Origin of the sequence: Rhizobium sp. PRIMUS64, assembly GCF_023006465.1 — a bacterium.
GTDB classification, from domain to species: domain Bacteria; phylum Pseudomonadota; class Alphaproteobacteria; order Rhizobiales; family Rhizobiaceae; genus Rhizobium; species Rhizobium leguminosarum.
The window spans coordinates 38917-63281 of record NZ_JALBGX010000023.1 but is presented as its reverse complement, the minus strand read 5'-3'; the positions used below and the strand labels follow the sequence as shown (position 1 = coordinate 63281).

Genomic DNA, 24365 nt, shown 5'->3' with positions numbered 1-24365 from the left:
GGACGAAGCTATTATTTTTGTTGTGTAATTTCTCTTCTCTGAAGTTGCGTGGAAGAGCGGATTTCGAGATTTTCGATCCTTTTCTTAATTGACACTTATATGATAAGTGACATATACGAAGATCGTCAAGCAGAAATGTTGCGGCATCGCTTGCAACAGTGAAGAATGGCAGGATTGATGATCGCGCAAGCGCGGCCTCGAACGTTAAGAAAGCGGGGAACAAGACGGTGAGCAGCACGCCACGAAACTGCCGGGTCGGCGTCGATATCGGCGGCACCTTTACGGATATCGCTCTCGACATCGATGGGACGCTTCACTCGACGAAGATCCTGACGGACTATACGGCGCCGGAGCGGGCGATCCTCAAGGGTGTGAAGGCCGTCGCCGACATGGCGGGCATCGCTCTTTCAGAGATCGGCATCCTCATTCACGGGACGACGCTTGCCACCAACGCGCTGATCGAGCGGCGCGGTGCCAAGACCGCCTTCGTGACGACGGAAGGTTTTCGCGACGTGCTCGAGATGCGCACCGAGAACCGTTTCGAGCAATATGATCTCAATATTTCCCTGCCGCCGGCTCTCATCGCGCGCGCCGACCGCTTCGTCGTGCGTGAGCGTATCGATGCAGCGGGCAAGGTTCTGCTTGATCTGGACAATGCTTCGGTTGCAGCCGTCGTCGAGAAGGTCGCGGCAGGCGGCTATGAAAGTGTCGCGATCGGCTTCATTCATGCCTATGCCAATGGCGCACACGAGATCGCCGTCCGCGATGCGATCCTAAAGCGCCTTCCTGGCCTCTCCGTTTCGATCTCGTCGGAGGTTTCTCCGCAAATGCGCGAATTCGAGCGCTTCAACACGGTCTGTGCCAATGCCTACGTCAAGCCGGCGATCAAATCCTATCTCGACCGTCTCGTCGTGTCGCTGAAGGATATCGGCGTCCGCTGCCCGGTCTTCATGATCCACTCCGGCGGTGGGATCGTCTCGGTGGAGAGCGCCTCCGAATTTCCGGTGCGCCTCGTCGAATCCGGTCCGGCGGGCGGCGCGATCTTCGCAGCCGACATCGCCCGTCAATACGGTCTCGACACGGTTCTTTCCTTCGACATGGGCGGCACGACTGCCAAGATCTGCCTGATCGAAAATCAGGTACCGAAGACGGCCAAGACTTTCGAGGTCGCGCGCACCTATCGATTCCGCAAGGGATCCGGCATGCCGATTTCCATTCCCGTCGTCGAGATGGTCGAAATCGGCGCAGGCGGTGGTTCGATCGCTTCGGTCGACGCAATGCGCCAGATCCGCGTCGGCCCGCATTCGGCAGCCTCCGAGCCGGGCCCAGCCTGTTACCAGCGCGGCGGCAAGAACCCCACCGTGACCGATGCGGATCTGATCCTCGGCAAGCTCGATCCCGCCAATTTCGCGGGCGGCGCGATCCCGCTTTCCGTCGAGGCGAGCCGCCAGGCGATGAGCGACGATATCGGCGCGGTCATCGGCCTCGACCCGGAGGCTTCCGCTTACGGCACGTGCGAAATGGTCGACGAGAACATGGCCAATGCCGGCCGCGTCCACACCGTCGAGAACGGCAAGAACATTTCCGATTTCACCATGATCACCTTCGGTGGCGCAGGACCGCTGCATGCCGCACGCCTCTGCGAAAAGATGGGGATCTCGACCTTCCTCGTTCCGCCGGGCGCCGGCGTCGGTTCCGCGATCGGCTTCCTCAAGGCGCCGTTCGGCTACGAATCCGTCCGCAGCGCCGTCTTCAGCCTGTCGAATTTCGAATATTTAGAGGCCAACCGCCTGCTGCAAGCCATGAAGGCCGAAGCACTCGGCTTTGTCGAAGGCGGGCTCGACACCGGCTCCCCGGTGATCGAGCGCACGCTGTTCATGCGCTATGCCGGGCAGGGCTGGGATATCCCGGTCCCGCTTGCCGACGACAATTTCGACCCTGCGAGCGCCGAGACGATCGCGGCCTCTTTCGAAAAGGAATATGAGCGCTTCTTCGGCCGCGCCATCGAGGGTCTCGATATCGAGATCGTCAGCTGGTCGGTCAAGGCGAGTTCGCCGCTCCCGCCGGTCGAACGCATTCCCTCCGTCGCCGAAGGCAATATCGTGCAGCCGGGCAAGACCCGACGCCTGTTCGAGGCCTCCCAAGGCGCCTATCTCGAAGCCGGCATTCACGAGCGCACCGGCCTGAAGTCCGGCGACGTGATTAAGGGCCCGGCCGTCATCGTCGAGCGTGAGACCTCAACCGTTCTCACTTCCTCCTTCAAGGCCATCGTTCAGCACGACGGCTGCCTTCTCGCAACCCGGATCTGAGGATAGTCACATGAACCAATCCATGATCGATATCCATATGCAGGTTATGTGGAACCGGCTGATCTCTGTCGTTGAAGAGCAGGCGCAGACCCTGATCCGCACGGCCTTCTCCACCTCCGTGCGCGAGGCGGGCGATCTGTCGGCCGGCGTCTTCGACCTGGAAGGCCGTATGCTGGCGCAGGCGGTTACCGGCACGCCCGGCCACGTCAACGCCATGGCGGAATCCGTCGCGCATTTCATTCGCGACATCGGGCCGGACAATATCTTTGAAGGCGACGTCTACATCACCAATGATCCGTGGAAGGGAACGGGCCACTTGCACGACATCACCGTCGTCACGCCCTCCTTCCATCACGGCAAGCTGGTCGGTTATTTCGCCTCGACGGCGCATGTCGTCGATGTCGGCGGCCGCGGTTTCGGGCCGGATGCCCGCGAAGTTTATGAAGAGGGTCTCTTCATTCCGATCATGAAGTTCTTCGAGCGCGGCGAGCTGAACCGGACGCTGATCCATATCGTCCGAAACAATGTTCGCGAAAACGATAAGGTCGTCGGTGACTTCTATGCGCTCGCCGCCTGCAACGAAACGGGCCAGCGCCGGCTCGTCGACATGCTGACGGAATTCAATCTCCCTGATCTGTCGACGATCGGCGGCTTCATCCTCAAGCACAGCCGCGAGGCAACGCTGGAGCGGCTGAAGAAGCTGCCGCATGGCTCCTGGAACTACAGCCTCGATCTCGACGGCTATGATGAGCCGGTGCATCTCGCCGCCAAGCTGAGCATCGGCCCCGAGGGGATCGTGGTCGATTTCGACGGCACCTCAGGCATGAGCAAGTTCGGCATCAATGTGCCGCTCGTCTATGCCAAGGCCTATGCCTGCTACGGCATCAAATGCGTCGTGGCGCCGGAAATTCCAAATAACGCTGCCTCGCTTGCACCTTTCGAGGTGGTGGCGCCGGAAGGTTGCATCCTCAATGCCAAGCGGCCGGCGCCGGTCGCTGTCCGCCACGTTCTCGGCCATTTTGTCCCGGATCTCGTGCTGGGCGCGCTGCATCAGGCGCTTCCAGGCCAGGTGCCTGCGGAAGGTGCCAGCGCACTCTGGAACCTGCATATGAGCGTGCGCCCCGTCTCCGATCAGATCGGCGGCAAGGGCGCAGAAATCCTGATGTTCAATTCCGGCGGCACCGGCGCACGCGCCGCTCTCGATGGCTTGAACGCCACCGCCTTTCCGAGCGGCGTGCACACCATGCCGATCGAGGCGACGGAGAATGTCGGCCCCGTCATCATCTGGCGCAAGGAATTGCGCGAGGGGTCGGGAGGTGCCGGCGCGCAACGCGGCGGTCTCGGCCAGATGATCGAGATCGAAGCGGCCGAAGGCTTCAGCTTCCGCTTCTCCGCCATGTTCGACAGGCTTGGCCACCCCGCCCGCGGCCGCGAAGGCGGACTGAGCGGCACGGCCGGCGCAGTCGCGCTCGACGACGGTACGGTTCTCAAGGGCAAGGGGCTGCAATTCGTGCCGGAAGGCAGGCGCCTGGTTCTGTCGCTTCCGGGCGGCGGCGGTTACGGTGATCCGGCACATCGCCCGGCTGAGGCGATCGAGCACGACCTGAAGCATGGATACATCACCGAAGAACAGGCTGAAGCCTACGGCAGGAGCCGGACTAAGGGAGGCAAGGCATGAACATGATTGCATTCGAAAGCACACGCGTCGCGACGATCAAATCCTCGCCGTCCATGGCGGTGTCGGTCGCCGCCAAGGCGATGCGGGCCAAAGGAGAGCATGTCGTCGACCTGTCGCTCGGCGAGCCAGATTTCGACACTCCTGATCATATCGTTCAGGCGGCGATCGAGGCCATGCGCAAGGGGCTTACCCGCTATACCGCGCCGGACGGACTGGTGGAGCTACGCGAAGCGATCGTCGCCAAGTTCAAACGCGAGAACGGCCTCGACTACGCCATGGATGAGATCTCCATCGGCAACGGCGCCAAGCAGATCCTCTTCAATGCATTCCTGGCCACGCTGGAGCCCGGCGACGAGGTGGTCGTGCCGGCGCCTTACTGGGTCTCCTACACCGACATCGTCGTCCTGCATGGCGGCATTCCGAAGATCGTGCCTTGCGGTGTCGAGGATGCCTTCAAGATCACAGCCGAGCGGCTGGAAGCAGCTATCACGCCGAAGACGCGTTGGTTCCTGTTCAATTCTCCGTCCAATCCGACGGGGGCGATCTATACGGCGGACGAACTGAGGGCGCTTGGTGCGGTGCTGGCGCGGCATCCCCACGTGGCGATCATGTCGGATGAGATCTACGAACATATCGTCTGCGGCGACGTGCCCTTCACGTCGTTCGTCGTCGCGTGCCCGGAGCTGAAGGACCGCACGCTCATCATCAACGGCGTATCCAAGGCCTATGCCATGACAGGATGGCGGCTCGGCTATGCGGCCGGCCCGCGGGAACTGACCAGGGCCTTGAACAAGCTTCAGTCCCAGAGCACGACCTGCCCGTCCTCGATCACCCAGTTTGCGGCCGCCGCAGCGCTCAACGGTCCCCAGGATTTCGTCACGACGGCGGTTGCCGAATACAAGGCGCGCGGCGAACTGGTCGCTAGGGGTTTCAGCGCGATACCCGGTCTTGATGTGCGGGCTCCGGAAGGGGCCTTCTACCTCTTTCCCAAATGCGCCCACTATATCGGCAAGACGGCGCCCGACGGCGCCAGGATTTCCAACGATACGGACCTGGCCTCCTATCTCCTCAGGGAAGGCAAGGTCGCCACCGTTCCCGGTGCGGCTTTCGGTGTCGAACCCTATATTCGCCTTTCCTTCGCGACATCGCGCGACAATCTTGCCATTGCCATCGAGCGCACCGCCGATGCACTGGCCAAACTTCGCTAAAGGGAAAATTCGATGACCGATTATCAGCGCACGCTTCTGACCGGCGCGGCCGGCGCTCTGGGAACCCAGCTGCGCGAGTCAGGAACAAGGCTTGGCAAGATCCTCAGGCTGTCTGCACGCAAGCCCTGCGAGAACCTCGAGCCGCACGAGGAGGATTTCCCGGCGGACCTTTCCGATTTCGACGCTGTTTCGAAAGCCGTGGAGGGCTGCGACGCCATCATTCATATGGGTGGTCAAGGGCTGGAGGCTCCCTGGAACACCATCCTCAACGCCAACATCGTCGGCAGCTACAACATCTATGAGGCGGCCCGGCAGCATGGCGTCAAGCGCATCGTCTATGCCAGCTCCGTTCACGCCATCGGCTTTTACGAGCGCACCGAGACGATCGACGGCGATGTTCCGACCCGTCCTGATAGTCTCTATGGCGTGTCGAAGACCTTCGTCGAAAACCTCGGCCGTTACTATTTCGACAAGTTCGGGATCGAGACCGTGAGCCTGCGTATCGGCTCGTCTTTCCCCGAGCCGACGGACCGGCGCCATCTCATCACCTGGCTTTCCTATCGCGATTGCCGCCAGCTCGTCGAAAAGAGCCTGTCGGCCGAACGCGTCGGCTTCATGGTCGCCTATGGCATGTCCAACAACAGCCGGGCGTTCTGGGACAACCGCACGGCGGCATCGCTCGGATACAGGCCGGAAGACAGCGCCGACGATTACGCGGACAAGGTTTTCGAGAATACGAAACAGGGCGATCCCAACGATCCGGCGGTGCGCTTCCAGGGCGGCAGCTTTGCCGCCGCCGGCCACTATGAAGACGAGAAGAAGTGAGACGCCCTGATGCAAGCTTCCAAGTCGTCCTATGACGTGGTGATCGTCGGCGGTGCAGTGGTCGGCAGTTCGACGGCATATTTTCTGGCGACCAACCCCGACTTCAACGGATCGGTCCTGGTGATCGAGAAGGACTGGACCTATCAGCGATCGGCGACGGCACTGTCTTCCAGCTCCATCCGCCATCAGTTCTCGAATGCGATCAATGTCAAAGTCTCGCAGTTCGGGACGGAGTTCATCCGCCACTTCAAGGAAAACGTCGCCATCGACGACGACACGCCCGAGATTGGTTTTCACGAGGCCGGTTATCTGTTCCTCGCCGAGGACGAACGCGGCGATCAGGTTCTCCGGCGCAACCACGAGACCCAGGTCTCGTGCGGCGCGGAGGTGACGCTGCTCGATCCGGATGGTCTCGGCCGCCGGTTTCCCTGGCTGAACCTCGAAGGATTGACGCTCGGCAGCACCGGTGAGCGGGGCGAGGGCTGGTTCGACAGTGTCGGTCTGCTGCAGGGCTTTCGCAAGAAGGCGCGCTCGCTCGGCGTCGAATACATCGAAGACGAAGTCGTCGCCATCAACCGAGAGGGAGACCGCATCGTTTCCGTGTCGACGAAGAGCGGCCAGACGATCGCCTGTGGCACAATGGTCAATACATCAGGCACCAACGGCAAGAAAATTGCCCGGATGGCCGGGCTCGACGTCCCCGTGGAGCCACGCCGACGCTCGCTGTTCGTCGTCGATTGCCGAACGCCCCTGGAAGGAAAGGTGGGGCTGACGATCGACCCCACCGGCGTTTTCTTCCGGCCCGAGGGCAAGTTCTATCTGATGGGCACCTATCCCAAACATGACCCTGAGGTAGATCCGAACGATTTCGACGTCATGCATGACGAATTCGACGAGGAAATCTGGCCGATCCTAGCGAACCGGGTGCCGGCCTTCGAGGCGATCAAGGCCGTCAATTCCTGGGCCGGCCACTACGACTATTGCACCCTCGATCACAATGTCGTCCTCGGACCGCATACTGAGGTCAGCAATTTCCTCTTCGCAAACGGCTTCTCGGGGCACGGTCTTCAGCAGTCGCCGGCCATGGGACGGGGTCTCTCGGAACTGATTACCTATGGCGGCTTCAAGACGCTTGATCTATCGCCATTCGGCTACGAGCGGGTAGTAGCACAGCGGCCCTTCCTCGAAGACGCCGTCATTTAACGAACAGCAGAGGGGCTCCCGATGACAAACGAAACATCCAAGCGCAGCGGCGGCCAGGTGCTCGTCGATGCCTTGCGCATCCATGGTGTCGAGCGCGTGTTCGGCGTGCCGGGCGAAAGCTATCTTGCTGCCCTCGACGCCCTTCACGACGTGGAAGACGCCATCGAATTCATCGTCTGCCGGCAGGAAGGCGGCGCCGCCTACATGGCGGAAGCCTACGGCAAGATGACTGGCAGGCCCGGCATCTGCTTCGTGACCCGCGGGCCGGGCGCGACGAACGCGTCCGTGGGCGTGCATACCGCCTTCCAGGATTCGACACCGATGATCCTGTTCATCGGGCAGGTGGCGCGCGATCAGATGGAGCGCGAAGCCTTCCAGGAAATCGATTATCGCCGCATGTTCGGCCAGATGGCGAAGTGGGTCGTCGAGATCGAGGATGCCGCCCGCATCCCTGAGCTCATCAGCCAGGCATTCCACCGAGCCGTCAACGGCCGGCCAGGACCGGTGGTCGTCGCTCTTCCCGAAGACATGCTGACCGATATGGTCGATGTCGCCGACACCCCGCCCTACAAGCGAGTTGAGGGCTTTGCCGGCCCGCCGCAATTCGAGGAATTGCTCGGCCTTCTCTCCGAGGCGAAACGCCCGATGGTTGTCGTTGGCGGCGCCGGCTGGACGCAGCAGGCCGTTGCCGACCTGAAGGCGTTTTCGGAAGCCTTCTGCCTGCCTGTCGCAGCTTCCTTCCGCTGCCAGGATCTGTTCGACAATACGCACGAAAACTATGCCGGCGACCTCGGTCTTGCCGCAGGGCCGAAGCTGATCCGCCATGTGAAGGATTGCGACCTTCTGATCTCCATCGGCGCCCGTCTCGGGGAAATGACCACTGGCGCCTATACGCTGATCGACATTCCGGTCCCGAAGCAGTTGCTCGTTCACATTCATCCGGGCGCGGAGGAACTGGGGCGCGTTTATCACGCGCGATTGCCGATCAATGCCAGCGTCGCGGGTTTCCTGTCGCAGGCGGCAAAGCTGAAGCCGCCGGCTGCGCCGGTGTGGAAGGACTGGACCAGGACGGCCCATGCCGACTATCTCGAAAATCTCGCGCATCCTGAGGTGCCCGGTCCGGTGCAGATGGGCGATATCATGGAATGGCTGCGCGGCCATCTGAAGCCCGACGCCATATTGACCACCGGCGCCGGCAATTATTCCGCCTGGGCGCATCGCTTCTATCAGTATCGCACCTTTCGCACCCAGCTCGGACCGACGAACGGTTCCATGGGCTACGGCGTGCCGGCGGCGATCGCCGCCAAGATCACCGATCCCGCGCGCACGGTCGTTGCCTTTGCCGGCGACGGATGTTTCCTGATGAATGGTCAGGAACTCGCAACCGCCATGCAGTATGACGCTCGCGTCATCTTCCTCGTCATCAACAACGGCATGTATGGCACGATCCGCATGCATCAGGAGCGTGAGTATCCCGGCCGCGTCTCCGGCACTCGCCTGACGAACCCTGACTTTGCCTCGCTGGCGCGATCCTATGGCCTCCACGGTGAGACCGTGGAAAGGACCGAGGACTTCGCCGGCGCCTTCCAACGCTGCGAGACTTCCGGCAAGCCGGGTCTCATCGAAATCCGGATCGACCCGGAAGCGCTGACGCCGAAAATGAGCCTGACGCAAATTCGCGACCAGGCGATCGCACAGGGAAAGTGATCGCAGGAAAAGGCGCCGCCTCAAAAAGCCGGGCGGCGCCGCAGCAGACCAGCGGAAAGTGAAGTCGCTTGAGGGGCGCCGACAAGGATCATCCCCAACGGCCAGCCAGCGGCGCTGATCCTTGATCCTTTCGGTCGTGGAAAACGGTAAGATAGGAGCGCAGGAAACGTCGCAGCAGGCGGATCATCCTTTCCTTCCCCTGACTTAATTCTCCGTTTCGCTGCTCGTCGGCTCATTGAGCATCGTGCGGTATCGATGGAGGCTTTCCTCCAGATGGACGATCAGCGCGGCCTTCGCAGCCTTGGCATCACCCTGGGTGATGGCGGCCAGGATCGCGGCATGTTCCTTGTTGATCTTCTTCAGGTAGGTGCTGTAGCCGCGCGCCGATTGGCGATGCTTGAGCACGAGGTCGAAATTGATGCTCTCTATCACCGCTTCCAGAAAACTCGGGAAGTGAGGATTGCGGGTGGCGCGGGCGATCGCAAGGTGAAACTCGAAATCGGCGCGTGCTTCGACCTCGGCATCGTCCGTCACCAGGTTTTCGAGGTTGTCGTAGGCGCGGGCAATTTCAGCCAGCGCCTCCGGCGTGCGCCTCGACGCTGCAAGGGCGACGGATTGTATCTCGACGCCGAGCCGCAATTCCAGGATCTGCATCGCGGAGCGAATGTCCTCGATGCGGCTGATTTCGAAATTGAGGGTCTTTGCGTCCTTGTCGCTCACGTAGACGCCGGCACCCTGTCGCGCGGTCACACGTCCGCCAACCTTGAGAGAGGTGAGCGCCTCGCGAATGACGGTTCGGGACACGCCGAACTCTTCGCACAGCTGGGCACTTGACGGAATTTTCTCGCCGGGAGCATAAAGACCGGAGTCGATCCGTTCCATCAGCTTCGCAACGACGATTTCCGCGAGATTGCCTCGTTGCGTGATGATTGACACTGGTTTGCTCCGATTTTCACGATCAAATTTAGCACATATCACATATCATGCCACGTCTGATTGCGGAATGTCGGCTCTTTCAGACATTATCTTATCGATGACCTGAAAGGGGTGCGGGAGGCGCTTGTTGTCGATTTCCTTCACCTGCGAGCGGCATGAATATCCGGTGGCCATGAGACTGTCGTTGTCGCCGGCGGCATCGACCTCCGGCTTCCAGTTCATCGCATAGAGGCGCTCGGAGATCGGTCGATTGCGGGCCTCGTGGCCAAAGGTACCGGCCATTCCGCAACAACCCGTTTCTGCTGCCTGAAGGTCGATGCCGAGGCTGCCGAACACCTGTTTCCATTGCGCAATGGAGGCGGGCGCATTGGTGCGTTCGGTGCAATGGGCCATCAACCGGAAGCTCTTGCCTTTGGCGGCGGAGGGTGATGCGGCAAGGCGGCCGAGGTTGGCGGCCAGCCATTCCTGCGGAAGGAGGATGCTCGCCTTCAGCACCCCCTTGTATTCGCTGCGGAACGCAAGCGTCATCGACGGATCGAGCCCCACAAGCACCACGCCCGCGTCATTCAACTGCTGAAGATAGTGCGCGGTCCGCCCGGCCGCAGCCTCGAAACGTCCGAGGTAGCCATGAACGTGCAGGGCTTTGCCATTGACGTGGGACGCGGCGAGGAACGGCGAAAGCCCCATTTTCCGCGCAAGCCCGATCGCGGCAAGGGCGACCTCAGGATCGAAATAGGCGGTAAACGCATCGGCGACGAAGATGACGCTCTGCTCCCTCTCACGCGGCGACAATGCCTCGATCCGCCGAGGGGTCGCAAGCGGCACGCCAAGGCGGGCGGCCTCCTTCGCCAGAGAGAGCCGCGGCAGGTGGGGCAGGGACGTCAGTCCGGCAACGCGCATCATCATCCTGCCGGCTCGCGTGCCGACGACCAGGTTGTAGGCCGGCCGTATCCGATGGACCAGGGGCAGGGTGGTCTCGATGGCAGCTACCAGCGGATCCTTCAGCGGACGGAGGTAGCGTCCGTAATAAAGCTCCAGGAATTTGGAGCGGAAGGCTGGGACGCTGACTTTCACGGGACATTGCCCCGCACAGGCCTTGCAGGCCAGACAGGTATCCATCGAAGCGCGGACCTCATGGGAAAAGTCGTCCCGATTTTGAGGATTCAGCGAGTTGAAGACACGCCGCGCGAAGCTCGCGAGTGGAACGCTCTGTCGCAGGCGTTTTGCCTCATGGCGGGGATCGATGCCCTTCTCGGCAAGCAGCCTCAGCCATTCCCGCATCAGAGCGGCGCGGCCCTTGGGCGAAAAACGCCGATCGCGTGTCGCCTTGTAGGAGGGGCACATGGGGCTCGTTTCGTCGAAATCGAAACAGGCGCCGTTGCCGTTGCAATAGGCGGCGTTGTCGAAGGCTGCGCGGATCTCGTTGCCGATGATGCGGTCGACGTCTCCCCGCAGCGGAACCTCGTCGATCTTCAGCAGCGCTTGGCCGCCGGAAGGCGTTGCGATCTTGCCCGGGTTGAGGCGGTTTTCCGGATCGAAAGCCCGTTTGATCTCCTGCAGGCTGGGATAGAGGTCGCCGAAGAATTCAGGCACATATTCGGAACGTACCCCCTTGCCGTGCTCCCCCCAGAGCACGCCGCCATATCTACGCGTCAGCGCCACGACGGCGTCGCTGACCTCCCGGACCAGCCGGACATGGTCATCGCGGGTGAGATCGAGGGCAGGCCGCACGTGCAGGACGCCGGCATCGACATGGCCGAACATGCCGTAGGAAAGGCCCGCGCCATCAAGCAATGCGCGGAATTCGCGAATATAGGCCGCGAGGTTTTCCGGCGGCACGGCGGTGTCCTCGACGAAGGCGACAGGCCTGACCGGTCCGTCCACATTGCCGAGCAGGCCGACCGCCCGTTTGCGCATCGACCAGATCGCCTCGACATCGGCATGATCTCGCGCGATCGTATAACCCAGGTGACGGGCATTCGCGCCCGTGGCAAGCGCGGCGGTCACCTCGGCCAGTTTGCGTTCGAGTTCAACTTCATCGTCGGCGAGCACTTCGGCGATATTGATGCCGTTCGTGGTTCCGCCTGCATTGTCGGGAAAAAAGCGGGCAATGCCCGTCCAAACGATGTCGCCCCTGGCGAGCCCGAGAACTTTCTCATCGACCGTTTCCACCGAGGCGACCTTGAGTGCCACAAGCGTGCGGGCATCCTCCAATGCGGTGTTGAAGTCCCCGTAGCGAATGTTGATCAATGCCGCATGGGCGGGGATTGGCAGAAGGTTGAGTTCGGCTTCGGCGATCATCGCCAGCGTTCCCTCCGAGCCGCAGAGGATGGCATTGAGGTCGAAGCGTCCGTCGTCCCGCCGGATGTGAGCGAGGTCGTAACCGGTCATATAGCGGTTGAGTTTCGGAAAAATCTCGGCGATCCGGTCGCGTTTTTCGCGCGCGATGCGGTCGACCGTCCTGTGGATTTCGCCGACACGGTCCGGTCGCCCGGCGATCTCCGCGAGTACCTCAGGATCGAGCGGGCGCGACCACCAGTCGGTCCCATTCGCAAGCACGATGCGCAATCCCAGCACATGGTTGCTGGTTTTGCCGTAGAGGCATGAACCCTGGCCGCAGGCATCGGTGGAGACCATGCCGCCGATGGTGGCGCGATTGGAGGTGGAGAGTTCAGGCGCAAAAAACAGGCCGTAGGGTTTCAGCGCCCGGTTCAACTGATCCTTGACCACACCCGCCTGGACCCGCGCAATTCTCCTGATCGGGTCGATCTCGAGAATGGAATTCATATGTCGCGAGCAGTCGACGACGATGCCCGACGTGAGGGATTGACCGTTCGTGCCGGTTCCGCCGCCGCGCGGGGCGACAGTGATCCCGCGAAAGGCCGGTTCCGACAGCACGGCCGCCGTAATCTGCAGGTCTTCGATGCCCTTGGGGAAGAGGATACCGGTCGGCTCGATCTGATAGATGGAATTGTCGGTCGAAAAAACGGTCCGGCTCGCCGCACCGGTTTCGATGTCGCCATCGAACCCTGCCTCGATGAGCCGCTGGAAGAATCCCACAGCGGGAAGGGGGATTGAACCGTTCGGCCGGAGGCGTGGAATCATTTCGAGACCTTCAGAATGCACTTGAGCTTTGTCGAAGTTGGCATATAAGTGATAACATACAATACTAGCGGCGTAACTGAAAATACTGAGGTGGAACTTTGAAGAACCAGACCGCAATCATCGTCGGCGGCGCTTCCGGGCTCGGATTGACGACGGCCAAGCTGATGATCTCGCATGGGGCGACCAGGATTGGGCTCATCGATCGCAATGAGCAACTGCTCGATGTCTCGGCCGCGGCGCTTCGCGCTCTCGGCGCCGAGGTGGCAACGGCGGTTGCCGACATTTCCCGGGCGGAAACGGCTCATCGCGGGTTCAACGAGATCGCCGGCAAGCTCGGTCGGATCCACGTGCTCGTCAACAGCGCCGCCATCTATCCGAGACGCCCTATTCTCGAGATCACCGACGAGGAATGGGACCTCGAAAATGCGATCAACGTGAAGGGTACCTATCATATGATGGTGGCCGCCGTTCTTCATATGCGCCAGCACGTGAACGCGCCTGCGGTTACCGGGCGGATTGTCAACGTGACCTCGGTCGATGCTTTCAAGGCTCATCCCCAGAATGCGCATTACGCCGCAACCAAGGCGGCTGTCGTCAGTCTGACGAAATCCTTTGCCCAGGAATGCGCCAAGGACCAGATCCTTGTCAATTCCGTCGCTCCTGCCGGTTTTGCGACGGATCGCGCCCGGGAGCTGGGATTTCTTCCGGAGCTGGCCAAGGCCAGCGCGCTTGGCCGCGCGGCCGAGCCGGTCGAAATGGCGGAGTGGATCGTCATGATGGCATCGAGCCGCAACACCTATGCCACCGGCGAAAATGTCGTCGTCAGCGGAGGCTATATCTATGTCTGAGCCGCTGCCCTATCAGGTCGCCCTTGTCACCGGTGCGACGAGCGGCATCGGTCGCGCCACCGTCGGCAAACTACGCGAGATGGGGCTGACGGTTTATGCCGTTGGCCGAAACGCAGAGGCGCTCGAGGAACTGGCGCGAGAAAGCGGGGCGAAGCCGGTCCGTGCCGATGTGCGCGATACCGCCGAAATCGTCAAGCAGCTTCACGGAACAGACGTCGACATCCTGGTCAACAATGCCGGCATTCTCTCGACACGGGCGACATTCAGCGAGATCGAACCGTCCGAGATCGATGCCATGATCGACATCAATCTCAAAGCCCCGATGCATCTGACCCGCGCATTCCTGCCTGCTATGGTCGAGCGAAAGCGCGGCCACCTGATCTATATCGGTTCGAGCGGCGGCCAGGCACCCTATCCGAACATGGCGGCCTACGGCCCGTCGAAGGCCGGGCTCAGCCTGTTTTGCGACAATCTGCGCTGCGACCTGCTCGGGACCTCGGTTCGAGTGACCGAGGTGGTGCCGGGCCGTGTTCAGACGGAGCTTTATCGAACCGCAATAGCGGGCAACCAGGCGCGGACCCTGCTTTATGACGGCTACCGTCCGATCCAGCCTTCCCACATCGCCTCGATCATCTCGAACGCCATCGAGCTTCCCGTCTTCGTCGACGTCGCCAGGATAGAGGTCTTCCCGACGGACCAGGCGACCGGCGGCGGCAGCATGGTCAAATTCCCTGAGCAGTAGGCGGGCGCTCGCTCGCTTCGAAGAGGCCGCGGGCCGCCTCGACCATCGACTGCAGGTGATCGGGGTCGCGCACGCCCTGTCGGTAGAGCTCGATGACGATGCTCGCCATTCGTTCGGCTTCGTCGCTGTCCCTTGCCACCCCGTAATCGGCGCTGAGCCTGTCGAAGACGCGCTGGCAGGTTTCAAGATCGCGGGAGTCCAGCGGCACCTGCGATCGGTTTTTGATCGTTTGAACCATCTCTATTCCCTCGGATGAGGCCCGCCCGGCGAGGCCGGCGGGCCGGCAAACGCCTTAGAAGTCCATGCCGGGGCCGGCGGGCATTGGCGGCGGCGCGTCCTTCTTGGGCTTCTCGGCGATCATGGCTTCCGTCGTGACGAGGAGGCCGGCGATGGAGGCCGCATCCTGCAGCGCGGTGCGAACCACCTTGGCCGGATCGATGACGCCCTGTGCATAAAGGTCGCCATATTCGCCCGTCTGAGCGTTCCATCCGTAGGAGAACTCGCTTTTCTCGCGCAGCTTGCCGACAATGACCGAGCCTTCCGCTCCGGCGTTTTCGGCGATCTGGCGAGCCGGCGCCTCGACCGCGCGGCGAACGATGTCGACACCGACGCGCTGGTCACCATTGGCGGTCTTGACGGCGTCGAGCGCCTTGACGGCGCGCAGCAGCGCCACACCGCCGCCCGGCAGAATGCCTTCCTCGACCGCCGCGCGGGTTGCGTGAAGCGCGTCGTCGACGCGATCCTTCTTCTCCTTCACTTCGACTTCCGTCGAGCCGCCGACGCGGATGACGGCAACGCCGCCAGCGAGCTTGGCAAGACGTTCCTGCAGCTTCTCGCGGTCATAGTCGGATGTGGTCTCTTCGATCTGGGCCTTGATCTGGGCCACACGACCTTCGATGTCGGACTTGGCGCCCGAACCGTCGACGATTGTGGTGTTCTCCTTCTCGATCGACACCTTCTTGGCTCGGCCGAGCATGTCGAGCGTGACGGATTCAAGCTTGATGCCGAGATCTTCGGAGATGACGGTGCCGGCGGTCAGGATGGCGATGTCTTCGAGCATGGCCTTGCGGCGGTCGCCGAAGCCGGGCGCCTTGACGGCAGCGATCTTGAGGCCACCGCGCAGCTTGTTGACAACGAGGGTTGCCAGGGCTTCGCCTTCGACATCTTCAGCGATGATGAGCAGCGGCTTGCTGGACTGGACGACGGCTTCGAGAACCGGCAGCATCGACTGCAGGTTCGAGAGCTTCTTCTCGTGGATGAGGATATAAGGGTCTTCGAACTCCACCCGCATCTTGTCGGCATTAGTCACGAAGTAGGGGCTGAGATAGCCGCGATCGAACTGCATGCCTTCGACAACTTCGAGTTCGGTTTCGGCGGTCTTGGCTTCTTCGACGGTGATGACGCCATCATTGCCGACCTTTTCCATGGCTTCCGCCAAAAAGCGGCCGATTTCGGCATCGCCATTGGCGGAGATCGTGCCGACCTGGGCGATTTCGGAATTGTTTGAGATCTTGCGGGCATTGGCCTTCAGTTCCGCGACGATGGCGGCGACCGCAAGATCGATGCCGCGTTTCAGGTCCATCGGGTTCATCCCTGAGGTAACTGCCTTGGCGCCCTCCTTGACGATCGCCTGGGCCAGCACCGTTGCGGTGGTGGTGCCGTCGCCGGCAATGTCGCTGGTCTTCGAAGCAACTTCGCGGACCATCTGGGCGCCCATATTCTCGAACTTGTCTTCGAGTTCGATTTCCTTGGCGACCGAAACCCCGTCCTTGGTGATGCGCGGGGCGCCGAACGACTTGTCGATCACGACGTTGCGGCCCTTCGGGCCGAGGGTCGCCTTCACGGCGTTGGCCAGGATGTCGACGCCACGCAACATCTTCTCGCGGGCTTCGGTGCTGAATTTGATTTCTTTAGCAGCCATGTCCTCACTCCTTCATAGGCAGCCAGAGCAATTCCAGGAAAAGTGCGTAGCGGTTTTTCCGTTCGGAATTGCGTCAGAAATAAAAGCTTGGAGCGGTTCTGCGTTTCCATGAAAAGCTGATGCGCTCCTGCCCTGCATTGACTGATGTCCGCAGGGATCTCATGCGGCCTGCTTCTTTTCGCCCTGGGCTTCGATGATGCCCATCACGTCGCTTTCCTTCATGATCAGCAGGTCTTCGCCGTTGATCTTGATCTCGGTACCGGACCATTTGCCGAATAGGATGCGATCGCCGGCCTTGACGTCGAGCGCCTGTATCTGGCCGGCGTCGTTGCGTGCGCCGGGGCCGACGGCGATGACCTCGCCTTCCTGCGGTTTCTCCTTGGCGGTATCGGGAATGATGATGCCGCCCTTGGTCTTTTCCTCTGAATCGACCCGGCGGACGAGAATGCGGTCATGAAGCGGTCGGAACGACATGTCTTCCTCCATCGACAAACAATGATGACGTTGTTCCCTAGCCGGACCGGATGACCAATCCGGGCGGGTGCGCAGCGCGCGAGCCGCGAGCCGTGCGAGAATGATTTGGTTCGACGGCTTTGCAATTCAAGAGGGATGAAAGAAAAATTAGCACTCCCTGCCCGTGAGTGCCAACGCCTGGCAGGGAACAGAAAATCGGCTCCCGCGTTCGAATGATGAAGGCGATGGCGCCGTACCGGAGGCGAGTTCGAGCTATACTGAACTTGAATCCGGATTTCGGCGTTCCCAACTCTTTGATGATCGAGGCTTAATGAGCTCGAGCAGCGTCCCACGTCTTTTGGAGTGAGTGACATGGAAGAGAAGACCAACATAATCAAAGACCTCAGTATCGAAGAACGCGAGGAAATCCTCGTCGATATCGCTAGAACGCTGGAGGACACGGCGCGTGAGGCCTACGTCGAAGGCAATACGCATTTCGCGACGCTTTCCAACAACATGGCTGAAGCGATCCGCGTCAATGCCGATGAACTCGCCCGTGACGATCCAGAAAATGCCGAGCTCGTATTTCAGCAGGCGACGGCGATGATCTCGCAATTCGAGGCCGTGCACCCCTATCGAATGGTGAGTATGGCCGTTCATTGATTGCCGCCCGGACGGTGCGGCTCGATCGCCCGCTCAAATCAATCGCAACCCACGCGGAACTCTCACTGCTTGCAAAGGTTATTGGATCACAACATCGAGAGGTGATCCATGATGACTTCCAGATCCAACGTGCCGCCCGAGAGCGGGACAGATGACGCTCGTTCCGCCGATACGGAGCGAGCCGAGACCGATCGCAAGCGAGCATTGGAAAATGCCCGGCGCAACGTGAGTTCGACATCAGATCGCGATAGCGGCACTGAAACCCCAAGCCTGAAGCTTGCGAAAGAATATCTCAGCCTTGGCGGCCACCGTCGGTCCATGATCGACGACAACATCACCGATGTTCGCCAATGGGATGAGGATCCACCCGAGGCCGAGCGGTTCTGGAAGGAACGGGTGGAGACGCTTTCGAAGGGCAAGCGCAAACAGGTGGAGGATTTTCTTCCAACCGTCAACACGCCGTGAAAGCGACTGGGCCCGTTCCTCGGATGGCTCATCAAATGCCCTTGGAGGCGATCATGGCTATAGACAAGCACGAGCAGATCCGTCGCCGTGCCTACGAGATCTGGGAGGCCGAGGGCCGCCCGGATGGCGCCGACGAGCGCCATTGGCTTCAAGCCTGCGACGAACTTGCCGGCGAGGATGAGCATGAGACGCTGCAGAACCTGCTCGATGAAGACGATAGGGATGATGCAGCGCTGCTTCAAGGCGCCGGTGAGAGCGGCGATCTCGATCGGCGGCCGGCGAGGCCTGTCCAGGCCGCCGTGGCTCCCGTCCCTGGCATCGAGATGACGACGGGCGAAAAGCCTTCCCGACGGAAGATCAGGAAGACCGAGGGACCGTGATCGCCATGCAGCATCTCGACCATGCCATCCAGATTGCTCTTACGGCCCATGAAGGTAAGGCGGACAAAACCGGCCGGCCGTTCTTCGAGCACTGCCAGCGGGTAGCCCTTCTGGTTTCCGGTGACGAGACGCGAACGGTCGCCTATCTTCATGACGTCGTCGAGAAGGGAAGCGGCTGGACGCTCGACAGGCTGAGGGAAGAAGGCTTTCCGCCGGCGATCATCTCGGCGGTGAATGCTCTGACAAGGCGGCCGGACGAGCCGGATGACGACTTCGTCAGACGTGCGGCATCAAACCCGCTGGCCTTGCCCGTCAAACGGGCCGATCTCGAAGATAATCTCCGGCAGGCCGAACAAGCTGGCAAGAAAACGGAAAAATACCAGCGCGGCCTGGATCTTCTGCGCGACATCAGGAACGGACAATAGGAGTTCGGACAAATTTGCGCAGTTCGCCTGCAACTGCCACCAAGGTTGGCAATCGGCGCAAGAGCGCACTGCTCGGCTTCCATGTCATGTGCCGAGCGCGACTGCAACCTGGCCTCCGCTTGCAGCGGCGGAGGTCGTTGGCTCTATTTCATGCTTTGTTGGTAAACCACACGGTCGGCGCGCCGAGCACGCCTCCCGTGCGCATCGCCGTCTTCAGCTCGTCCAGCTTGCTGAACGTTTGCGCCGCTTCAAGCGTGGCAAACTCGTGGGTGACGGTAATATCGTTCGGATTGTCGATGGCTCGATAAACGGCTTGCGCCGTCACCCCATTGGCCTTCTGCACCGGCGAAAACGCATCATATATCTTGCGCCAGGCGGCGTAATCGGAGACCTCGTGCCTTACGAATAACGTCGTCATATCATCCTCCCGCGTTGCATTTCCAGGTTTGGTTGAGAGGCGTTTTACGATTGCACGAGGAACACCATGGTCTCGGGCAAGACACCATCATTCGCCATCGCATCGGCCGCTGCCTTGGTCTGCATGAAGGCCATCAACTTTTCCATATCAGCAACGTCCATGACCAAACCAACGCGATTAGACGTTTGAGGGTCTGTAAACGTGCGAATGTTCGTGACGCCAATCGGTTCCAATACCTGCTTGCGGATGGGTGAAGCGAGCCAGTGCTTCGTGTCTTTGACATTGTGATGGACCATTATGGTAGGCATTGCATCCTCCTCTGGCCTTGAAAAATGAAAGGCCAGTACATCACTACGCTTTGCTAAACTTTAGTTCAACAATATTGCGATGAGGGGGTGTTTTGCTATTTCTACCGAAGATATAAATATAATTATTTGGAGTAATCCGAAAATATTACGGTTGGCCACCGGTTTTGGCGCGTGTTATTTTTCCGGCAATGGCTTTCGCAATAGTTCAGGCGTCCGCGACCGCCGCGCGAGAGACGACGGAGGTTCAGGATGAACGAACGCCGACCATTTGATCTCAGGGCCTATGTGCACGACATCGGAACAAGGTCATGCTTTATCTGCGGATTGGTCAGGAATGACCCCGACTTCTTTCATCATCGCGTTTTTGAAGACGACGAGACGATCATCTTCCTGAGCAAGTATCCCACTCTGCCCGGCTATTGCCTTGTCTGTCCGAGGGAGCACCTCGAGGATCTGGCGCGAGACATGTCGACCGATGAATATCTTCGACTACAGGAGAATGTGCATATTTTGTCTCGCGCGCTCAAAAGCGTGTTCGACGCCGAACGAATTTATGTGCTTTCGCTCGGCAGCCAGCAAGCCAATAGCCACCTGCATTTTCATGTCGTTCCCTTACCCTCTGGTGTGCCTCTTGAAGAGCAGCAATACCACGCGCTGATGGCGGAGTACGGGGTTCTGCAGATACCTGACGATCAAATGGCACAGTTGGCGCAGCGCATTGCCGAAGCATATCGTTCCGAGTTGACCGCCCGATAATCAACCGTCCGGCTCGCGGTTGAAACCCGGAAGCCAGTGCCTCCGAGCTACGTCCCGAGAGCGAATGCCGGCACCCCCGCGCCTTTCTCTCGAAAGAGCCGCTCCACCTCGTCGAGGCGGGGGTTGGCGGGCGGGTTATCGAGCGCATTTGCCCAATTCTCGCGACTGGGCAGGGCCATTGCCGCAGTTGCGAGCACGATGGTTCCGGGGCCGATTTCGCCGCGCAGCTGCGGCAGCAGGGTCTTGGCGTGGATGAGGTTGGTGTTTGGGATCGGGCTCATCGCATGGCCGGCCCTCGGATTGGGCGATAGATCCACGATAGCGCTGACGTCGGTCTGCCCGTACCAGACAGCCCGGCCATCCCTTGCATCGGAGCGGTCGGCATTGAAATCCGCGCGTTCGATCGCAAAGCCGCCTTCGATGGTGCTGAGGGCGCGCGGCGTAGCGATGCGGTGTAGGCGGATGTGCCACGGGTTTTCGGGAAGCAGCCAGGTTTCGATGGTGACGTCGTTCCAGGGGCGCCAGCGCGAATAGAGCAGGTCGCCTGTTATCAACGCCTCTTCGAGGGTTTCCCGCATGCGGAAATGGACGCCGTCGTCTGAGAGACCGATCATGCCGTCGAAGCTTGCGGCGGAGAAATTCCGGTCGTCGGCTTCGATGTTGAAAGCGTAGCGCGTGGAATAGACGAATTTCGAATATTTCTCGTTTGCGCCGAGCATCTTGTCGTGCTGCTGCCCCGAGGAGAGCACAACCACGTTTCCCGGCGTGTGCATGGCGACCATTCCCGCCGGCGTCAAAGCGACCGGCTCCGGAAATTCCGGCTGCGGCGCCTCCTCGGCGGTCCAGAACGGATGATCCCCCGCAAGAGCGAGCGGCAGGAAGAATTTCAGCGCCCAATAGGGTGACCCGGGAGAATTGTAGCTCTCGCTCATGAAGAGGTTCGGATAGCCGTAGCCGACGGAGAGAACGCCGTCGCGCTCGGCAATCGGCATCGCCGACCACCAGCGGATATGGCGCATGTAATAGCCCTTGATCTCAGCCCAGGGCAGCGCTTCGACGCCGGCAAAGGCAAGCGCGCCCCAAAAGCCGCCCGCCGCGAAGCGGTAGGTCTGGCTGCGGCCGAAGGCAAGTGCCGCGCCATCGGGGCCGAACCAGTGGCGGATATCCCCGGCAAAGGTCTGGGCGCGACGCCGGAAGCGGTCCTTGCGCGCCTCGTCGCCTCGCGCCAGCACCGCATAGATCAGGCCGTAGAAATGCATGGCGAAGGGAATGTAATGATCGACCCGCCGGACCGGTCCGTCGCGATACCAGCCTTCCCCGAGGTCGAAAGCTTCCAGTTCTTCGAGATAGGCGAGGGTTTTCCGGTGATCGAACGCCACGCTTACGCGTTCCAGCCCGAGATCGATGAGCACACGAAAGAATTTCCAGTTGTTGTCGATGAATTCCAGCTCGCGCGCTCTGAGAAGATAGGCAGCGACCGTCTTCTTATCGCTGTCGTCAAGCGGTTCCCAGATATGCTCGGGGACAAGCGCCAGGGCGAAGCCGACGGCGGCGAGCTCGACCAGCCGCTGATTGCGGTCGGTAAGATCGCCCCAATATTCGGGATGAGCAGGATTGGTGCCGTTTGCGAGCCCGCGCCGATAGAGCTCCCAATGCGGGAACGCACCGCCGCCGGCAGCGAGCGGAACAATTCCCCAGAGCGGCCGCGCAAATCCTTCCAGTTCCGCCGCTGCCCGGTCGAAGATCGCGCCGGCTGCACCGAGGCGCACACGAGCGCCGCCTTCGGAAAAATACGGCAGCAGCGGTTCGAACAGATCGATGACGGCCTTGGAGAGGTCGTCGCGTGTCTTCAGGGGATTGCCGAAAAGCGGATTGGCCCGGGCGGGATCATATATCATTGTCAGCTCGAAATTCATGAAAAACCCGATCGGCCGCGGGCGGATGGTAACCCGCGGCCGTCGATATCTCGTGGGCCTACTTGATGGCCTTCACGCCTTCGGTCATTTCCTTCAACCCGTCGTCGACGGTGGTGTTGTCGGTCATGATCGCGTCATGCACACGGTTGAGCACCACCTCGATCTTGGCGGCGTTTGGGTTGACCGCCATCTCAAGGTAGGTTTTCAACGGCTTCAGCGCCTCCTTGCTGGCCGCATCCTCAGGAAAGCCCGGCGTTGCCGCGATCTTGGCGCTGACGTCATCCGTCTTGAGCGCGGGGAAGGTGCCCGTCGACGCGATGACATCAGCGCCCTCAGGACCGGTGACGAACTTGATGAAATCGAGAGCTGCATCCTTGTGGTCGGAATTGGCGTTGACCGCCAGCCCGGAGATCTGCGCGGCCGTTGTCCCGGCCGCGACGCCGTCGGGATGCGGGAACTTGACGATGCCCCAGTTCTTGCTCTTCGATTCACCCGATTTCACCTTGGTGATCTGGGTGCCGACGAACCAGGTTCCCATCGGCAGCATGCCGATCGTGCCGTTGAAGAAGAGCGCCGAATAATGCGTGTTTGACGTCTTCAGGAAGGCGTAGGAGGGAATCGCCCCATCCTTCTGCAGGGTGAGCGCCCTATCGTACCAGGGCTTGAGGAAGTCGTAGTCGCCGTCGACCAGCGTGTGTTTTCCGTCGAGGACGCCGGGCAGCTGAACGGTCGACCGCCAGGTATGCAGGAGCGCGCCGTAGGTCTTGTTGGTGCCCATGCCGCCGGTAAGCTTCTCGGCAGTCGCGTCGAATTGCGCCCAGGTCATGTCATTGGTAGGGTAGGGGACGCCTGCTTTGTCGAATATGTCTTTATTGTAATAGACGATCCAGAAGTCGGAGCGGAACGGCAGCGAATAGACCTTGCCGTCGATGGTCAGTTCCTCGATCAGGCCGCCATAGGGAGCCGGGTCGATCTTCTGATCCTTCACGAAGCTGCTGAGATCGGCGATGTTGCCGGCGCGCACCAGGTTGGTGTAGCCCGGCACGTCCTTGATGGTGACGATGTCGATATCCTTGGAGCCGCCGGTCAGCTGCGTCGAGATCATCTGCTGATAGTCCTGCGAGCCGAGGTCCATCGGCTCGAACTTCACGTTGGGGTGTTTGGCCTGATAGGCCTCGATCAACGGCTTGTAATAGGCGGTCTTGTCCCAGTCCCACAAAGCCCATTTGAGCGTCACGGCGTCCTCGGCAAGCGCTGCGCCGGCCGTCGTTGCGGCCAAGGTGAAACCTGCCAAGGCAAGTCTCATCGTCCTCCCGAATTTATCCAAATACATTCCCGTTCTCCTTCCCTGGATCATCTCTGGATCAGTTGTTTTATGAAGCGTCTCGTATATGCGGTTCGCGGTGCGGCTGCGTTGCGTTTGGCAGGTCTAGAACCGTCACCGCCGCCCGATGGACGCCGAATGCGACGGCGAACATTCCGAGTGAAAAATTGAAGGTTGCCGGCATGAACACCGAAACCGGATAGAAGAGGATATGCGCCAGCCACAGGCTGGCGGCGAAGGCGAGCGCGGCTAGCGCCGGGAGCGGGCGGATGACCGAGGCGAGCGCGGCGAGGCGCAGCAGCCTAGAAGCCGGCAGATCGCGCATCACCATGAGAACGATGAGATGGCAGGCGAGGACCGCGATGAAAGCGGTGGCGACGAGGGCGATCGTCAGTGGTGCGCTCAGCAACAGATTGTCGCGTGCGCCGGCGGCATAGGTGACAATCGCATGGATACCGATTGCAAGCGCGCCGCTCAACGCCAGGCCCCAGGCGGTGGCGCGCCAGAAGTAGCGCAGAAAGGCTTCCGTGAAGTCCCGCAGCAGATAGGTGTTGCGATCTTCCACCAAGGCGACCGAGACCCGGGCCATGGCGGCGAGGGCTGCCGGCAGCGTCACGACGAAGAGGCCGGCCAGGATGAAGAGGATGTTCAGCTTGACCATCTCCCACCATTCGCGGACGAGGATCTCGGCGAACAGAGCAAGGCCGGTCCTCTTCGGCGCATCCTTCGCAATGCCCGGTCCCTCCCTCGTCCACATGTCCCGCAACCACTGCAT

Annotated in this window: 23 protein-coding genes; 13 read left to right on the top strand and 10 right to left on the bottom strand. The window is 60.9% G+C overall.

Features of this window, described 5'->3' with window-relative positions; all coding sequences use genetic code 11:
* Positions 1-227: 227 nt before the first annotated feature.
* From MOV76_RS12425 to MOV76_RS12400, 6 genes are read left to right on the top strand one after another with little or no spacing between them, the layout of a single operon-like run.
* Entirely contained in the window at positions 228-2309 is a 2082-nt protein-coding gene (locus MOV76_RS12425) for a hydantoinase/oxoprolinase family protein (protein ID WP_210069487.1), read from the top strand.
* Positions 2310-2319: 10 nt separating this feature from the next.
* A complete protein-coding gene (locus MOV76_RS12420; protein ID WP_047620790.1) occupies positions 2320-3987 on the top strand; it encodes a hydantoinase B/oxoprolinase family protein in 1668 nt (555 codons plus the stop codon).
* Positions 3984-5195 carry a pyridoxal phosphate-dependent aminotransferase gene (locus tag MOV76_RS12415; RefSeq protein WP_047620787.1) on the top strand — a complete coding sequence of 404 codons (1212 nt, stop codon included), beginning with the start codon at positions 3984-3986 and terminating at the stop codon, positions 5193-5195. Before MOV76_RS12420 ends, MOV76_RS12415 begins: the two co-directional genes overlap by 4 nt.
* A gap of 12 nt (positions 5196-5207) precedes the next feature.
* Positions 5208-6020 carry an NAD(P)-dependent oxidoreductase gene (locus MOV76_RS12410; protein ID WP_047620786.1) on the top strand — a complete coding sequence of 271 codons (813 nt, stop codon included), beginning with the start codon at positions 5208-5210 and terminating at the stop codon, positions 6018-6020.
* Between the two features lie 9 nt (positions 6021-6029).
* Positions 6030-7223 carry an FAD-binding oxidoreductase gene (locus tag MOV76_RS12405; RefSeq protein ID WP_247264624.1) on the top strand — a complete coding sequence of 398 codons (1194 nt, stop codon included), beginning with the start codon at positions 6030-6032 and terminating at the stop codon, positions 7221-7223.
* A 21-nt stretch (positions 7224-7244) separates the two neighbouring features.
* Positions 7245-8930 (top strand): thiamine pyrophosphate-binding protein, encoded by a 1686-nt coding sequence (locus tag MOV76_RS12400; protein WP_247264623.1) that lies wholly within the window; start codon positions 7245-7247, stop codon positions 8928-8930.
* A 204-nt stretch (positions 8931-9134) separates the two neighbouring features.
* On the opposite strand, the gene MOV76_RS12395 is transcribed toward MOV76_RS12400, so the two are convergent.
* Together MOV76_RS12395 and MOV76_RS12390 are read right to left on the bottom strand one after the other, a co-directional pair.
* Complete coding sequence (locus MOV76_RS12395; protein WP_018245953.1) at positions 9135-9866, bottom strand: FadR/GntR family transcriptional regulator; 732 nt, start codon at positions 9864-9866, stop codon at positions 9135-9137.
* 45 nt (positions 9867-9911) lie between these two features.
* Positions 9912-12971, bottom strand: coding sequence for an FAD-binding and (Fe-S)-binding domain-containing protein (locus MOV76_RS12390; RefSeq protein ID WP_247264622.1), 3060 nt, complete (start codon positions 12969-12971; stop codon positions 9912-9914).
* 98 nt (positions 12972-13069) lie between these two features.
* On the opposite strand from MOV76_RS12390, the gene MOV76_RS12385 reads away from it, so the two are divergent.
* Positions 13070-13819 (top strand): SDR family NAD(P)-dependent oxidoreductase, encoded by a 750-nt coding sequence (locus tag MOV76_RS12385; RefSeq protein WP_113542737.1) that lies wholly within the window; start codon positions 13070-13072, stop codon positions 13817-13819.
* Entirely contained in the window at positions 13812-14561 is a 750-nt protein-coding gene (locus tag MOV76_RS12380) for an SDR family oxidoreductase (protein WP_247264621.1), read from the top strand. Before MOV76_RS12385 ends, MOV76_RS12380 begins: the two co-directional genes overlap by 8 nt.
* Here MOV76_RS12380 and MOV76_RS12375 read toward each other — a convergent pair.
* The 3 genes from MOV76_RS12375 to groES all read right to left on the bottom strand — a co-directional run bounded on the left by MOV76_RS12375 (position 14542) and on the right by groES (position 16956).
* Entirely contained in the window at positions 14542-14799 is a 258-nt protein-coding gene (locus MOV76_RS12375) for a hypothetical protein (protein WP_112907257.1), read from the bottom strand. The two genes, MOV76_RS12380 and MOV76_RS12375, sit on opposite strands and share 20 nt — an antisense overlap.
* A 54-nt stretch (positions 14800-14853) precedes the next feature.
* On the bottom strand, positions 14854-16482 hold the full coding sequence (groL, locus tag MOV76_RS12370) for a chaperonin GroEL (RefSeq protein WP_018445053.1): 1629 nt from the start codon (positions 16480-16482) through the stop codon (positions 14854-14856).
* 159 nt (positions 16483-16641) lie between these two features.
* On the bottom strand, positions 16642-16956 hold the full coding sequence (groES, locus tag MOV76_RS12365; RefSeq protein ID WP_018245947.1) for a co-chaperone GroES: 315 nt from the start codon (positions 16954-16956) through the stop codon (positions 16642-16644).
* A gap of 351 nt (positions 16957-17307) precedes the next feature.
* Between groES and MOV76_RS12360 the strand changes: the two genes are divergently transcribed.
* From MOV76_RS12360 to MOV76_RS12345, 4 genes are all read left to right on the top strand, one after another.
* Entirely contained in the window at positions 17308-17598 is a 291-nt protein-coding gene (locus MOV76_RS12360) for a hypothetical protein (protein WP_130729566.1), read from the top strand.
* A gap of 108 nt (positions 17599-17706) precedes the next feature.
* Positions 17707-18063 (top strand): hypothetical protein, encoded by a 357-nt coding sequence (locus MOV76_RS12355; RefSeq protein ID WP_018245945.1) that lies wholly within the window; start codon positions 17707-17709, stop codon positions 18061-18063.
* A gap of 53 nt (positions 18064-18116) precedes the next feature.
* Positions 18117-18443 carry a DUF2934 domain-containing protein gene (locus tag MOV76_RS12350; protein WP_026188723.1) on the top strand — a complete coding sequence of 109 codons (327 nt, stop codon included), beginning with the start codon at positions 18117-18119 and terminating at the stop codon, positions 18441-18443.
* 5 nt (positions 18444-18448) lie between these two features.
* The gene (locus tag MOV76_RS12345) at positions 18449-18868 is read left to right on the top strand and encodes an HD domain-containing protein (protein WP_032981504.1); all 420 of its coding nucleotides are present in this window, start codon (positions 18449-18451) and stop codon (positions 18866-18868) included.
* A 148-nt stretch (positions 18869-19016) separates the two neighbouring features.
* On the opposite strand, the gene MOV76_RS12340 is transcribed toward MOV76_RS12345, so the two are convergent.
* The gene (locus MOV76_RS12340) at positions 19017-19286 is read right to left on the bottom strand and encodes a hypothetical protein (RefSeq protein ID WP_018245942.1); all 270 of its coding nucleotides are present in this window, start codon (positions 19284-19286) and stop codon (positions 19017-19019) included.
* A 44-nt stretch (positions 19287-19330) separates the two neighbouring features.
* On the bottom strand, positions 19331-19594 hold the full coding sequence (locus MOV76_RS12335; protein ID WP_018245941.1) for a hypothetical protein: 264 nt from the start codon (positions 19592-19594) through the stop codon (positions 19331-19333).
* Between the two features lie 249 nt (positions 19595-19843).
* Between MOV76_RS12335 and MOV76_RS12330 the strand changes: the two genes are divergently transcribed.
* Positions 19844-20350: an HIT family protein gene (locus MOV76_RS12330; protein WP_047620770.1), complete on the top strand. Its 507-nt coding sequence runs from the start codon at positions 19844-19846 to the stop codon at positions 20348-20350.
* Positions 20351-20397: 47 nt separating this feature from the next.
* On the opposite strand, the gene MOV76_RS12325 is transcribed toward MOV76_RS12330, so the two are convergent.
* The 3 genes from MOV76_RS12325 to MOV76_RS12315 form a co-directional block, all read right to left on the bottom strand.
* Positions 20398-22248 carry a DUF2264 domain-containing protein gene (locus MOV76_RS12325; protein WP_247264620.1) on the bottom strand — a complete coding sequence of 617 codons (1851 nt, stop codon included), beginning with the start codon at positions 22246-22248 and terminating at the stop codon, positions 20398-20400.
* A 76-nt stretch (positions 22249-22324) separates the two neighbouring features.
* On the bottom strand, positions 22325-23599 hold the full coding sequence (locus MOV76_RS12320; RefSeq protein ID WP_026188722.1) for a sugar ABC transporter substrate-binding protein: 1275 nt from the start codon (positions 23597-23599) through the stop codon (positions 22325-22327).
* Between the two features lie 40 nt (positions 23600-23639).
* Positions 23640-24365 (bottom strand): YesL family protein, encoded by a 726-nt coding sequence (locus MOV76_RS12315; RefSeq protein WP_018245937.1) that lies wholly within the window; start codon positions 24363-24365, stop codon positions 23640-23642.

Bases quoted from the DNA above. Each gene is read 5' to 3' on its own strand.
- MOV76_RS12420 (WP_047620790.1), top strand. From the start codon at position 2,320: ATGAACCAATCCATGATCGATATCCATATGCAGGTTATGTGGAACCGG.
- MOV76_RS12415 (WP_047620787.1), top strand. From the start codon at position 3,984: ATGAACATGATTGCATTCGAAAGCACACGCGTCGCGACGATCAAATCC.
- MOV76_RS12410 (WP_047620786.1), top strand. From the start codon at position 5,208: ATGACCGATTATCAGCGCACGCTTCTGACCGGCGCGGCCGGCGCTCTG.
- MOV76_RS12405 (WP_247264624.1), top strand. From the start codon at position 6,030: ATGCAAGCTTCCAAGTCGTCCTATGACGTGGTGATCGTCGGCGGTGCA.
- MOV76_RS12400 (WP_247264623.1), top strand. From the start codon at position 7,245: ATGACAAACGAAACATCCAAGCGCAGCGGCGGCCAGGTGCTCGTCGAT.
- MOV76_RS12390 (WP_247264622.1), bottom strand. From the start codon at position 12,971: ATGATTCCACGCCTCCGGCCGAACGGTTCAATCCCCCTTCCCGCTGTG.
- MOV76_RS12380 (WP_247264621.1), top strand. From the start codon at position 13,812: ATGTCTGAGCCGCTGCCCTATCAGGTCGCCCTTGTCACCGGTGCGACG.
- MOV76_RS12375 (WP_112907257.1), bottom strand. From the start codon at position 14,799: ATGGTTCAAACGATCAAAAACCGATCGCAGGTGCCGCTGGACTCCCGC.
- groL (WP_018445053.1), bottom strand. From the start codon at position 16,482: ATGGCTGCTAAAGAAATCAAATTCAGCACCGAAGCCCGCGAGAAGATG.
- groES (WP_018245947.1), bottom strand. From the start codon at position 16,956: ATGTCGTTCCGACCGCTTCATGACCGCATTCTCGTCCGCCGGGTCGAT.
- MOV76_RS12360 (WP_130729566.1), top strand. From the start codon at position 17,308: ATGGAAGAGAAGACCAACATAATCAAAGACCTCAGTATCGAAGAACGC.
- MOV76_RS12355 (WP_018245945.1), top strand. From the start codon at position 17,707: ATGATGACTTCCAGATCCAACGTGCCGCCCGAGAGCGGGACAGATGAC.
- MOV76_RS12350 (WP_026188723.1), top strand. From the start codon at position 18,117: ATGGCTATAGACAAGCACGAGCAGATCCGTCGCCGTGCCTACGAGATC.
- MOV76_RS12345 (WP_032981504.1), top strand. From the start codon at position 18,449: ATGCAGCATCTCGACCATGCCATCCAGATTGCTCTTACGGCCCATGAA.
- MOV76_RS12340 (WP_018245942.1), bottom strand. From the start codon at position 19,286: ATGACGACGTTATTCGTAAGGCACGAGGTCTCCGATTACGCCGCCTGG.
- MOV76_RS12335 (WP_018245941.1), bottom strand. From the start codon at position 19,594: ATGCCTACCATAATGGTCCATCACAATGTCAAAGACACGAAGCACTGG.
- MOV76_RS12330 (WP_047620770.1), top strand. From the start codon at position 19,844: ATGAACGAACGCCGACCATTTGATCTCAGGGCCTATGTGCACGACATC.
- MOV76_RS12325 (WP_247264620.1), bottom strand. From the start codon at position 22,248: ATGATATATGATCCCGCCCGGGCCAATCCGCTTTTCGGCAATCCCCTG.
- MOV76_RS12320 (WP_026188722.1), bottom strand. From the start codon at position 23,599: ATGTATTTGGATAAATTCGGGAGGACGATGAGACTTGCCTTGGCAGGT.
- MOV76_RS12315 (WP_018245937.1), bottom strand. From the start codon at position 24,365: ATGCAGTGGTTGCGGGACATGTGGACGAGGGAGGGACCGGGCATTGCG.